This window comes from Segatella maculosa OT 289 (assembly GCF_000243015.1).
Lineage (GTDB): Bacteria > Bacteroidota > Bacteroidia > Bacteroidales > Bacteroidaceae > Prevotella > Prevotella maculosa.
Genome location: NZ_JH594500.1, coordinates 405260 through 419044, shown reverse-complemented (window position 1 = coordinate 419044; position 13785 = coordinate 405260). Strand labels below are relative to the sequence as shown.

The 13785-nt window shown below is 45.5% G+C and carries 8 protein-coding genes; 3 read left to right on the top strand and 5 right to left on the bottom strand.

Going from position 1 to position 13785, the window contains the following annotated elements; genetic code table 11:
• Positions 1 to 9 precede the first annotated feature (9 nt).
• Entirely contained in the window at positions 10 to 873 is an 864-nt protein-coding gene (gene map / locus HMPREF9944_RS01560) for a type I methionyl aminopeptidase (RefSeq protein ID WP_008563975.1), read from the bottom strand.
• Between the two features lie 667 nt (positions 874 to 1540).
• Here map and serS point away from each other — a divergent pair.
• The 3 genes from serS (at position 1541) to HMPREF9944_RS01545 (ending at position 6959) form a co-directional block, all read left to right on the top strand.
• Positions 1541 to 2833, top strand: a complete 1293-nt coding sequence (serS, locus tag HMPREF9944_RS01555) for a serine--tRNA ligase (protein ID WP_008563973.1) — start codon at positions 1541 to 1543, stop codon at positions 2831 to 2833.
• Between the two features lie 88 nt (positions 2834 to 2921).
• On the top strand, positions 2922 to 5213 hold the full coding sequence (locus HMPREF9944_RS01550) for a bifunctional dihydroorotate dehydrogenase B NAD binding subunit/NADPH-dependent glutamate synthase (RefSeq protein ID WP_008563971.1): 2292 nt from the start codon (positions 2922 to 2924) through the stop codon (positions 5211 to 5213).
• A 276-nt stretch (positions 5214 to 5489) separates the two neighbouring features.
• Complete coding sequence (locus tag HMPREF9944_RS01545) at positions 5490 to 6959, top strand: SLC13 family permease (protein WP_008563969.1); 1470 nt, start codon at positions 5490 to 5492, stop codon at positions 6957 to 6959.
• Between the two features lie 133 nt (positions 6960 to 7092).
• Here HMPREF9944_RS01545 and HMPREF9944_RS01540 read toward each other — a convergent pair whose 3' ends face one another.
• From HMPREF9944_RS01540 to HMPREF9944_RS01520, 4 genes are all read right to left on the bottom strand, one after another.
• Positions 7093 to 7389, bottom strand: coding sequence for a hypothetical protein (locus HMPREF9944_RS01540; RefSeq protein WP_008563967.1), 297 nt, complete (start codon positions 7387 to 7389; stop codon positions 7093 to 7095).
• A 212-nt stretch (positions 7390 to 7601) separates the two neighbouring features.
• Positions 7602 to 9743, bottom strand: a complete 2142-nt coding sequence (locus HMPREF9944_RS01535) for a peptidylprolyl isomerase (protein ID WP_008563965.1) — start codon at positions 9741 to 9743, stop codon at positions 7602 to 7604.
• Between the two features lie 1039 nt (positions 9744 to 10782).
• Positions 10783 to 11211: a BT0820 family HAD-type phosphatase gene (locus HMPREF9944_RS01525; RefSeq protein ID WP_008563963.1), complete on the bottom strand. Its 429-nt coding sequence runs from the start codon at positions 11209 to 11211 to the stop codon at positions 10783 to 10785.
• 2 nt (positions 11212 to 11213) lie between these two features.
• On the bottom strand, positions 11214 to 13757 hold the full coding sequence (locus HMPREF9944_RS01520) for a GumC family protein (protein WP_008563962.1): 2544 nt from the start codon (positions 13755 to 13757) through the stop codon (positions 11214 to 11216).
• Between the last annotated feature and the right edge of the window lie 28 nt (positions 13758 to 13785).

Genomic DNA, 13785 nt, shown 5'->3' with positions numbered 1-13785 from the left:
GCCATCGCGTTAATAAGATAATATCTCTACACCCTGCTCCGTCATCAGGAACGTATGCTCCCATTGGGCACTCGGCTTCTCGTCGCCGGTGATAACTTCCCAGCCATATGGGTCGTCGGCGTCAATGAATACCTTCCAAGTGCCCATATTGATCATGGGTTCGATAGTGAACACCATGCCGGGAACGAGCAACATGCCCGTGCCGCGATGACCGAAATGCACCACATCGGGCTCTTCGTGCATGGCCAATCCTACGCCATGACCGCACAAATCGCGCACAACGCCATAATGATACTTTTCGGCATGCTTCTGAATGGCATGCCCGATATCGCCGACAAAGCAATAAGGCTTGGCTGCCTCGGTACCAATCTCCAGACACTCCTTAGCCACTCTCACCAATTGTTCTTTCTCCGGTGTCGTTTTTCCCCCGATGATGAACATGCGTGAGGCATCACCGTAATAGCCGTTCACACTCAACGTCATATCCACATTAACGATATCGCCCTCTTGAAGCACATCCTCTTCTTTCGGAATGCCATGGCAGACAACCTCGTTGATGCTCGTACAGACGCTCTTGGGAAAGCCTTCATAGTTCAAGCAGGCCGGAACGGCATTGTTGTCCCGGCAATATTGCATGCAAATATCATCTATCTCCTGCGTTGTCATGCCCGGTCGGATGGCCGCAGCGACAGCATCGAGACAGCCAGTATTTACCTTACTTGCAATGCGGATGCCTTCAATTTGTTCTGGGGTCTTTATAAGATCGCGCGTAGGCACTTCCCTACCCTTGTTTTCCCAATACATCACCTGCTTGTCAAGCTCTGTAATGGGAACGCCCGGCAGGCAATGCCACCTTTTCTTCTTAAGTTTCATACTTCTTCAACGTTTAAACTTGGTTGCAAAAATACAATTTATAATTGAAACAGACAATTTTTTATGTAGATATCCGGAAGGTTTGTTTTATGTATCGCCAATCAGTAAATTCGGACTCCCCACCTTGCGAGAGTCCGATGATGGACCTTCAATTACTTCCACGCTGCGAAGCCGGCTGAAATTTAATTCATACGAAAATAATTTACAATTATAAGCCTTTTCAAACTTACTGCGTACTTTTTTGAAATTTACTGCGTATTTTTTTAAAATTGTCTTATAAGAGAATTTAAATAATTGTCTTATAAGGGAATTTGAATTCTCTTATAAGGGAATTTTGAGGCCCATAGAACTCTGATTATCAATAAGTTACAAAGGCGATTTTTTCGCTGCTTTTTTAGTTCTCACAGGAATAATATAATTTGAAAATAGTTTACAAAAACAGTTCTCTCTATTCCGTTCCGAAGCGCTGTTGCCCGCTTACGAACACAGTCTCAGAAGTATTGTCCATCAGTATCAGGCCGCCCAAAACGCAGTCTACGGCAGACGTATCAGAACGTTTTGGACAATATTCTCGCCCGAAACATAAGGAAAAAGTGTCATTTGTCCTTGATTGTAAGAATTAAATCGTAACTTTGTGCACATAAAATGAACAGAAAACAAAAAAGCTATGCTTACACTTAAACTCATCAGTGAAGAAACAGAACGCGTTATCAAAGGTCTGGAGAAGAAACATTTCGATGGTGCTCGCGAGGCCGTAGAGAAGGTTTTAGAATACGACAAAATCCGTCGAGAATCTCAGCAGAAGCTCGATTCCAATAAGCAGCAGCAAAATCAGCTGGCAAGGCAAATCGGCAGTTTGATGAAGGAAGGTAAAAAAGACGAGGCCGAGAATATCAAACGAGAAGTCGCCGAATTGAAGGCCACCGACAAGGCTTTGCAAGAAATCATGGACAAGGCGCAGGAAGACATGAAACACGTACTTCTGGACATACCGAACATACCCCATGAAGATGTTCCCGAAGGCAAAGACGCAAGTAGCAACGTTGTCCTGAAAGAAGATATCAGCAACATGCCAGAACTTGGCGAGGGAGCACTCTGCCATTGGGATTTATTGAAGAAATACAATCTTGCAGACTTTGACCTCGGAGTGAAGATCACGGGGGCCGGTTTCCCGGTGTATATAGGCAAGATGGCACGGTTTCAGCGGGCATTGGAAGCTTTCTTCCTTGATGAAGCACGCAAGTCGGGTTACGTAGAGATACAACCTCCCTACGTCGTCAATGAGGCTTCCGGCTTGGGCACCGGGCAGCTACCCGACAAAGAGGGGCAGATGTATCATGCCAACCTCGACAATCTTTTCTTAATTCCAACGGCGGAGGTCCCCGTGACTAACATTTTTCGCGATGAAATACTCGACGAGAAAGACCTTCCCATCAAACGTTGCGCCTATTCGGCATGCTTTCGTCGCGAGGCCGGAAGCTATGGCAAAGATGTCCGTGGCTTGAACCGTCTTCATCAATTTGACAAAGTCGAGATTGTTCGTATTGATAAGCCCGAGCATTCGTATGCGTCGTGGCACGAAATGCTCGACCATGTAGAGGGGCTGCTTAAGAAACTTGAATTGCCCTATCACTTGCTTTTGCTTTGTGGCGGCGATATGAGCTTTACGTCGAGCATCTGTGTCGATTTTGAAACTTATTCTGCGGCGCAACACCGTTGGCTTGAAGTCTCTTCGGTCTCCAACTTTGAGAGCTATCAGGCTAACCGGTTGCATTGCCGATACCGCCATGCCGACGGCAAGAAGATTGAACTTTGTCACACCCTGAACGGTTCGGCCTTGGCTTTGCCGCGCATTGTGGCCACTATTCTTGAGAACAATCAGACACCACAAGGTATCCGGGTGCCGAAAGTGCTTGTCCCCTACTGTGGCTTCGAGTATCTTGACGACAAGAACGATTGAGAACGTTAATTCCGATATTGGCCGATGGTAACCGCCTGCCAATATCGGAATTACTCCTGAACAAGAAACAAAACATTATCTAATACGTATGAACAAGATTATTTCCAAGAAACAATTTTCCGAAAGAGTGTTTTGCTTTGACATCGAAGCTCCCCTGATAGCTCAAAGCAGAAAGGCCGGAAACTTTGTCATCGTTCGCGTTGACAAGAATGGCGAACGAATGCCGCTGACCATTGCAGATGCGGACATAGAGAAAGGCACAATCAAACTCGTTGTTCAGCAAGTGGGGCTGTCATCTACCAAACTGTGCAACCTCAACGTGGGCGACGAAGTGGCCGATATCGTAGGTCCTTTGGGAAATCCTACGCACATTGAGAACTACGGTACTGTGATTTGTGCCGGAGGTGGTGTCGGAGTTGCTCCGATGCTTCCCATCATACGTGCTTTGAAACGTGCGGGCAATCGTGTCCTTTCGGTCTTGGCCGGCCGAAATAAGGACTTGATCATCATGGAAGATGAAGTCAGAGCGTCAAGTGAAGAAACCATCATCATGACCGATGACGGTAGTTATGGAGAGAAAGGAGTTGTGACCGTCGGAATAGAGAAGTTTATCCGGCAGGAACATATCGACAAGGCTTTCGCCATCGGTCCTCCGATTATGATGAAGTTCTGTTGCCTGCTCACACAGCAATACGGGATTCCCACCGACGTCTCTCTGAACACAATCATGGTAGACGGCACAGGCATGTGTGGTGCATGTCGATTGACGATTGGCGGGAAAACAAAGTTCGTTTGCATAGATGGTCCCGAGTTCGATGGTTCATTGGTCAATTGGGACGAGATGTTCAAGCGCATGAGAACCTTCAAGGCTGTAGAGGTAGAAGAGATGGACCGCTATCAAGAACACCTTATTATATCGGAACACACAGAAGCAAAAACTTCAAAACTTCCCGAAGCCTGCTCCCCCACTCCGCCCGAAGTGCCGCTCAAGGCAAAAGAGCGCGTGAAGATTCCCCGTGTAAAAATGCCGGAACTCGACCCCGTTTACCGTGCTACGACACGATTAGAGGAAGTCAATCAGGGGCTGACTGTGGAAATGGCCATGCGCGAAGCACAACGATGCCTTGATTGCAAGCAGCCTTCATGTGTTGAAGGTTGTCCAGTGAACATTGATATTCCGGGCTTCATCAAACAGATTGAGAAAGGAAAATTCATCGAAGCAGCACGTATTTTGAAGCATACCTCTGCCCTACCGGCTGTCTGTGGCCGCGTCTGTCCGCAAGAAAAACAATGCGAAAGTCGCTGCATTCATCATAAAATGAATAGCGAACCGGTGGCTATTGGCTATCTGGAACGCTTCGCAGCTGATTATGAACGCGAGAGCGGGCAGACTATTTTGCCTGAAATATCAGCATCAAATGGTATTAAGGTGGCCGTCGTAGGCTCCGGACCATCAGGCTTGAGCTTTGCCGGCGACATGGTTAAAAAGGGATTTGATGTTTATGTGTTCGAAGCACTGCATGAAATCGGTGGCGTATTGAAATATGGTATCCCCGAATTCCGATTGCCCAATCATATCGTAGACGTCGAAATAGACAACTTACGCAAGCTGGGTGTTCACTTTCAGACGGACGTTATCATAGGAAAGACCATCAGCGTTAAGGAGCTAAAGCAAAGAGGTTTTAAAGGTATCTTCATTGGCTCGGGAGCGGGACTGCCCAACTTCATGGGAATTCCCGGAGAGAATGCACTGAACATCATGTCGAGTAACGAGTATCTGACACGGGTAAACCTCATGGATGCAGCAAATCCACATACAGATACGCCCATCAACTTGGGCAAGAAGGTGATTGTCGTAGGCGGAGGCAACACGGCGATGGACTCTTGCCGCACGGCGAAACGCTTGGGAGCCGAAGTCGTGCTGGTCTATCGGCGTAGTGAGTCCGAAATGCCTGCACGAATAGAAGAAGTTAAGCATGCCAAAGAAGAAGGTATCACATTTATGACGCTTCATAATCCAAGAGAGTTCCTTGCAGATGAGCAAGGTGCCGTGAAAGCCGCAGTGCTTGATGTGATGCAATTGGGAGAACCCGACCAGAGCGGACGTAGAAGTCCGGAGCCCACAGGGCAAACCATCACCATTGAATGCGACCAAGTAATCGTGGCCGTAGGCGTTTCTCCGAATCCTTTGGTCCCAATGAGCATTGAAGGATTGGTGCTGGGACGCAAGAATACGATTGCGGTCAATGAGCAAATGCAATCCAGTCTTCCCGGAATTTATGCCGGTGGGGATATCGTACGGGGCGGTGCGACGGTTATTTTGGCTATGGGCGACGGTCGTCGCGCAGCCGCAAGCATGTCAGAACAGTTGATTGGATAGGCCGGAAAGACATGCGGAGGACGGCAATGTGCTTTCCGTCAGGAAAATATTTCAGCCATTTTGACTCGCAATCTCAGCCATTTCGTCGCCTGATATGGCTGAGATTACGCGGCAAAATGGCTGAAATTATGTCGCAATATGGCTGAGATTGTAAAGCCTTTTTTGTGATATGACGAAAAAAACGAGTGGTCGGCTTGCTAATATTACAATTTAATTGTAAATTTGCTCTTCGAATCTTTACATTCATTTAAGTACAACCATAAAAGACATTCATTTATGCAAGACCCAATTAAATCAGTTTTATCGGGAGATTTCAGCAAAAGGAAATTCCTGATGTTCGTGATTACAGCTCTTCTGACTGTAATCGTTTGGAACCTTCCAAGTAGTTTCTTCGGCATTGACGGCCTGACCGTCGTGCAGCAGCGTGTCATCGCAATCTTCGTCATGGCCGTGTTGCTGTGGATAACAGAAGCCATACCGGCTTGGGCCACCTCTATCACCATCATCTTCGTGCTGCTCTTCTGCGTCAGCGACTCCTCGTTCAAGTATTTCCAAGGAACAGAAGATCAGTATGGAAAGATGCTCGACCACGTGGGCGTCATGGCCTGTTTCGCCGACCCGACCATTATCTTGTTCTTGGGCGGCTTCGTCTTGGCCATTGCTGCAACTAAGAGCGGGCTCGACGTGCTCATGGCACGCACGATGATCAAACCTTTCGGCCAGAAGAGCGAGAACGTGCTGTTAGGTTTCTTGCTGATAACCGGCGTTTTCTCGATGTTCATTTCCAACACGGCTACGGCTGCCATGATGCTCACTTTCTTGACACCGGTATTCAAGGCCTTGCCGGCAAGTGGAAAAGGAAGAATAGCCCTGACGATGGCCATTCCCGTGGGTGCAAACCTCGGTGGCATGGGCACGCCCATTGGTACACCGCCCAACGTCTTTGCCTTGAAATATCTCAACGACCCTGCCGGCCTCGATCTTGGCATCACTTTCTCTCAATGGATGATGATCATGGTGCCGCTTGTCATCGTGTTGCTTATCATCGCATGGCGGATGATTCTCCATTTCTTCCCTTTCACCAAGAAGACCATACACCTTGAAATCAACGGAGAGCTGTCGCATAACTGGCGTACGGCCGTTGTGGCTGTGACTTTCCTTCTGACCATCTTCTTGTGGGTTGCCGGTAAAGACCTTTTCGGCATCAATGCCAACACCGTGGCCATGCTGCCGATTGCCGTGTTCGCATTCACCGGGGTCATCAATGCCAAGGATTTGCAAGAGATAGACTGGTCGGTGATTTGGATGGTGGCCGGAGGTTTTGCCTTAGGTAATGCGATGAACGGAACAGGACTGGCTGAGAATGCCATCAAGAGTATTCCTTTCGGCGCATGGAACCCCTTTGTCATTCTGATTATTGCCTGCCTCATATGCTATGCGCTGAGCAACTTCATCTCCAACACGGCCACAGCCGCTTTGCTCGTGCCGATTCTTGCCGTCGTTTGCAAAGGTATGGGGGGAACATTGGATATGATTGGTGGGACAATCACTGTTTTGGTGGGCATCGCCGTGGCTGCAAGTGGCGCCATGTGTCTCCCTATCAGTACACCACCGAATGCTATTGCCTTCTCTACCGGGCTTGTCAAGCAGAACGATATGCTGAAAGTGGGCTTGTCCGTGGGCATCGTCACCTTGATTTTGGGTATCAGCATACTCATCGTGTTTGGCAGATTAGGTGTGTTCTGACAGAGAAGCCAGGCACCTCTCTGAAAACCAGCCTCGGTTTCTCCAAAGGAGAGCCTACACACTACAGACTCTCGTAATTGGCAAAATCGACAAAGAAAGTCAAAAATTCGTAAATTCTTAACAGAGAAAACTCTCAGCACCCTTTGCCATCGAGACGGCAACTCGGTGCCTTTTCGTCGCGTGACTGCAATCCCACCTCTTCGGGCGAAAGCGTCACGCGACCATCTTCTAACACGAAGCATGGAATGCCTGCATAGCCGTGCCGTTTGGCATCGTCAAACACGGGATTGTTGTCTCTCAATTTCAAAAAAGCTTTTAAATTGCGCACGTGTTCACCAATGTCAATAACTTCAAACCGGCTGTCGTTCACTACTTGTTCGTCTACGAAAGTGCAGTCCGGACAAGTCCTCATTCCATAAATCTTAATCATGATCTTACAAGTTTAATTAAAAAATCCACTGCAAACTTACTAAAAACCCCCGACATTCGTGCACGAAAGAAGCAGTTTTTACGTCAGTCCTGATAGAATATTCAGACCGGGCTTGCTACCTATCAAATGTCCAATACCCCAGATTTATTTGATGCCAAAGAGGGGCAGCCTGCATTCAGACTGCCCCTCTCTGATTGAACAAAATTTTCTTTTTAGAAGAAAAGATATCTGTTGTCAACGACATCAGCCTTGATATAAAGTTCGTTCATAAAGTTGCCTGCATATTGCATAGACTTTTGACGGAGCTTCTGCTCCATGGCCCTCGCATCAAACTTTCCGGGGCGCATGGTCTTGTTTTCGATCCTGAAAACATAAACGCCTGCATTTCCTTTAACCGGTTTCGATGAGAATTTCCCTTTGGCTGTGGCATAGACGGCACCACTCAAAGCCGGCTCGCTGGCCCCCGTTGTGGTGACAAAGACCGGAGCAGCAAACGTTATCTGGCTGACGTTGGAAACCTTTCCGCCTTTGGTCTTTGCGGCATTAAGGTTGTTGACGCCTTCGAGTTTAGCCATCAACATTTCTGCTTTCTTGTCTTTCAAGACTTCAGCCTTGATAATTTCTTTCACTTGTGGGTCATCCAATGAACGATAACCGGCATGATTGATTTTTGTCAAGACTGCAACGAGAAGGTGGTCGTTGTCGCCGCATGGATACATCTGTGACACTTCGCCTTCTTTTGCCTCAAACAACCATTTCAACGCATCACGAGTGCCATGGATATTGGCAAGATAGTGTTGGGAAGTTGTCACATCTTTGGCTTCTTGCACCTTATATCCGTTCTTTGACGCATTCTTGAAGATGTCGTCTGCCGTCTGATTGGCACTCACGAACGAAGAGAATTTGTTATAAGCCATGCGGTAAGTGTCGTTAGAGAAGACGATACTCTTTTTAATCACGGCTGCAACATATTTTTCGATCAGTCCTTTGCGGTCGAGAACTTGTACAATGATATTTCCTTGCGGCAAGACAATGTTCTTAGTCTCATTGACCGACATCGTGTTAAGGCTGTTTATATAGTTCTTCGTATCATTATCCATCGAAGGTGCCCCCTGATATTGCTGTGTGGTCATCCATGTTTTCTGTCCTGTCTGACCGTATTTCTTTGCAATAGCCTCGAAGTCAGCACCGGCATTCAATGCTGCATAAATGGAATCGGCAGACTTGTGGGCTGCGGCAGCCGTTGCTCCTCCGACTTGTATTTGACGATATTGAACCGAATCGGGCAACTGCTGCTTGCTGATCAGGCGAATAACGTTCAGCGTATTGTCCATTCTGCTGTTTATTACGCCTGTGGTCTGGCCGACAGACATTGAATCCAACTTTGCTGCAATATCAGAAGGGAACGCGGATTTCGCTACCGGAACGCCGGTATAATTCACAAGTGAAGAACTCTTGCGAACGATATTTGCCGGATCATCAGCTGCAGAAAGTTCCTTAGCATAGCCGGTAAATTCTTTTTGGAGAGCAGTCTTGTCGGCCTGAGATGGCGTAACCTGCACATCGACATATTTGATGTCACGGCTCTCGACATATTGCTGAAAGCGCAGTTTCAACTCATCATATTTTGATTTGAGGTCGGATTCGGTTACCTGAACCTTGTCATCCTGAATGGAACTATAAGGGAAAGCCGCAAGTTCAACTTGATTTTCTTGGTTCTCTTCGTTGAAAGCCATCTTTGCTTCCACGGGATTTGACAGAATGCAATGCGCAAGCAAACTCTGATATTTCTGTGCAAGAAGTTGCTGACGAAGTGTTTTTTCGATAAATGTCCAGTATTTGTATATTGATTCATACTGCCGAGCCATCTGCGGGTTCGCCGATTTTTGCGTATTATATTCGGCAAGGAACTTCTGCAAGGCACTTGCATCAAAGCGTCCGGTCTGTTGATTAACGAAAGGAGTCTGCAACAACATGGGATTGGTTCCGTCTTTCAAGACATTCTGCATCTCGGTGTCGGTTACGCGAAGTCCCAGCTTCTCGGCTTCATTTTCCACAATCTTCGTTTGGACAAAAGTATTCCATACCATGTCTTTCACTTGATTCAATTGCTCGTCGTTCAGGGCTTCGGCACCTTGTTGCATCTTTATTACTTCGCTGTATTCGTCGACCAGCTTTTGAAAATCATTTACATCGATTTTCTCACCCAAAACCTCGCCTACCTGCTGACGCGCATTATTACGAGTCGACTCGCAAGAACGGACGGCCTCTTCGGCAATAAATGCAAAAATACCTAATCCGATGATTCCCATCAGAAGGGCACCTCTGCTTCTAATTTTTCCTAATACTGCCATTTCTTTAATTTGTTTTTATTTTTATTGTTTTCTTTGTTTCAGTTCAATTAAATTGTCCACAAAAGTACGAATAAAAAAATAAATATTACAATTTTTCATGTAAAAAATCAATATGGCTGACTTATAAAGAGTCAATAAAGTCTCCCCCATCACGTACAATGTCACGAATAATATTTGTAAAACTCCTGCTTCGGTGTTGCGAAGTTTAATTTTTTCCTTAGTCTCCTGTTGATTTTAGCCTGAAGCTATCCAGTGCAACCTGCGTACAATCGCCCGGAAAATCCGCTGCCGTTGTCTTGCTATGCTCTCCCATGCAGGGCATGAGCAGCCTCCACGCGGTCTTGCCCGGCGGCATGACTTGCGCTTTTTCATGATGAAGAAGTTCGCGCTGCCTCTACCCTATATGCGTTCGATATAAGCCCCATGGAGAAAAAACAGGAAAAACTGTGTCTCTGAAGCATCGGATTAGCGGAAAACAAAAAAGAACACTCGTCCGACGGCTCGGAAGATAGTAAAATGTAAAGAGAAAGTTCGTCTTCCATGGAAGAAGATAAAAAATGTAAAGGGAAAGTTTTTCTTGCAAACGTCAAAACATAACAGGTGTTAGATGCCCCGCTGGGGCAAACGTCAAACCAAAAGGAAAGTTAAATGCCCCGCCGGAGCAAACGCTAAACCAAAAGGAAAGTTAAATGCCCGGCTGGGGCAAACGCTAAACCAAAAGGAAAGTTAAATGCCCCACCGGGGCTGCCCGTGGGCGATGATAAAAAATGCAAAAAGGAACTGTCGTCCGACGCCGTAGCGCTATCGGGTGAGTTCTTTTACTCCAAGCCGCGCTCTACCATCGTGAGAGTGGCATGGCCGTCCTTTGCCTTACTTATAATAAAAGGTTTTCTGAAGACGTACCATCGTGATGACTTGATTGCCGCCCTTGTCAACTATCAAATGCTATCTATCGAAACCGACCGACAACGTTTCGTCTTGTAAAACATGTCGGTCAGTTTCTGTTAGGAGGTAAAAAGATAAGATTATTGAGAGCTTTCTAAATCTGCCACCAATGCTTCTTTTTATGATTGCTGTGTGGCAAGCCTTGATTGTAACGTTCTCTTATAAGTTGGTTAAGTGTGATTCTCTCATTGACAATCCTATATATCTGCCCCCAGTCGGGCAGCCCTCCGACATTTCGGTCATCAATGAACATATCTACTTTCAGCTTTCTGGAATAATGATTGTTGTTTTCAATCTTTTCTTCCGGGTAGTCTCTGTTTACAGCCCAGAACTCCACACCATGCTGTCTACACCATTCTACGGCTTCGTCGAGGGCTCCTTCTTCCCTGACGCTCCAGAGAATAAGCTGATGACCGTCTGCAATCAGTCGCCGAAGTGTCTCTGTTGCGAACGGAATCTCTTCGCCGATAGCTGGATATTCATGGGTAACTATCGTACCATCAAAGTCGACTGCGATTTTCATTATTATTGTTTGATTGAACTGTCGTTTTTATCTCTATAAGAATTATTATTTCTGTCATAGCCTCCATAGGTGTTATATGAATTGTATGAGTTGGCTATATATGAATTATTGTTATAGCGACCATAGCCGTATTTCGCATACTTTCCATACTTTGCATATCGTCCATAGCCATAATAATAACCATATTTTTTCTTGGTCATATCCAGACCATTGATAACGATGGACATGTTTGGCAACTTCTTCTCCATAGCCAGACTATTAATAAGCACGAAGCTGTCTTTGGTCGTATAGTCTGCACGACAGAGATATACCGTGGCATCAATGATACGTGCAAGCTGTAAAGTATCTGTTACCAAGCCTACTGGAGCCGTATCGATGATGATATAATCATACATCTCTCTAAGTTTATTTACAATACCGTCAAGACTTTCACGCGCCAGCAATTCCGCTGGGTTTGGTGGAGTTGGTCCGGCCATCAATAAGTCTAACCGTTTGTTGACTCCCGAGGGTAAAATCTGGGCCTGAATATCCTCTATTGTCGAGTTTCTATGTACCAACAGATTTGTAATACCATGGTGATGATCGTTGATTTCAAACAATTCAGCCAAACGAGGTTTACGGATATCAAGACCTAAAAGAATCACTTTCTTACCTAAAAGTGCAAAACTGACGGCTAAGTTGGCAGCAGTAAACGTCTTACCTTCACCTGAAGTGGAAGATGTGAATGCAATAACCTTTTCGTTTTCACGGAGCATAAACTGCAAATTGGTACGCATACCACGGAAGATTTCCTCCATTAGGTTGTTCTTATTCTCATGAACCACGACATCGGCCTTGGATTTTGCTTGATCACTTGCAATCGGAACATCACCCAATATTGGAAGTTTTGTAAGACGTATGACATCGTTACGGCCTTCAATCTTGTAATGAAAAAACTCTCCGATAATGATAATGATCGTCGGAATTGAAAGACCGATGATGAGGGCTATCAAGTAGAACATCGAATTATTCGGACTGACTTTTCCTTGGAATTCAGGCTCATCTATCAATCTTCCCTTATCTGCCGTTGCTGCCAATGAAATTGAATTCTCTTCCCTTTTCTGTAACAACATTAAATAAAGTCCGGATTTCACCTCCTGCTGCCTTCCTATTTGGGTCAAGATACGTTCTTGTTCAGGTGTAGCAACAACCTTTCCGCTGTATTGCTTGAACTGGCTGATAAGCGCATTACGTTGGATTTCTAAACCTTTGCGAGCCTGCGCCATCGCCTTACGTATGCTGCTACTGAGGTCATCGAGTTGTGATGTCAATGGTGTAACTATTGGGCTTGACTCACTTGCACTACGCAAAAGGCGTTTTCTTTCCAAAGCAATATTGTTATACTTATCTATTAAAGATGTTGTACTTTGATCCGACAATCCAACGTTTGACGGCATTGGCTCATACCGATTGGAAGGGTTGTTCTGGTAGGATGTAAGCTCTGCCAAGAGAACTAATTGAGTGTTAGCTTGGGTCAGACGCTGACTGAACTCGTCTTGATTATCGAATGCTTGACTTGCATTCAGTTTCAGCTCTACCATATTATTCCTTCTCTTGAAGTTTTCTAACTTATCTTCTGTTAGTCCTAATTCAGAGTTTATCTTTTCCAAACGCGAGTTGATGAACTTCTCTGTCCTGATAGCAATTTGATTTTTATCGTCATTAGCTTGTCGATTATAACATATTGAAAGCTGTTTCAGATAGTCTATAGCTCTCTGACGATCTACATCTACCAATGTCAGTTGTGCAATAGTCGTTGACTTGGAAGTTTGGCTGACAGACAAAGCACCTTGATATTGGTAAGCTGCATTATTAGGAGAATTGAGAATAATATGCACCTTGTCGTCTGAAGTCATTTTCATGGCATAAGGTGATAGGTTCTCTGACACCGTGAGCACACCGGCCCGTGTATAGATCGCAATAGGAAACCTGGAGAAAGTCTTGTCAAAGGAGTATGGTCCGGTTGCATAAGTATCATCAATTGGAACAAAGTAATTGCCCACCAGCCGATATTTACCATTCTCATAAGTAAGTATCATGCTAATCGGACGATTCAACTTCTCCAAATTCACGGGGTCAAGATCCACTATAAGAGGTTCTGTCTTATAAAGGAGACGGTCTTTTACCTTTCCTTTATTATAATAGCTCACATAGAGTTTCAAATCTCGCACGGCACTTTGTGCCAACGTATGAGAGGAAAGTATCTCCATCTCATTGTCAATTCCAGAAGAATAGGATATCAATCCAAGATTATTCGTGTTCTGGATACTGTTATTCCCGCCTCTACGTGAACTTTGTTCTTCCTTGATTAAGAGCTTGGCATAAGCCTGATAGACCGGCGTCGTATATCGAAGATAGACATAAGCAACAGCGACACAGCCCAAAACTGAAAAGATGAACCATGACCAATTCAGTACAAGAGAAGTATAGATAGCCCTAAAGTTAAAGAGACTCTTTGTCTCTAATTGCAACATATCTTCACTTGCCTTTTCCTTATTTTCATCCATATCTAAATAATGTAATTAAATTTGTCTT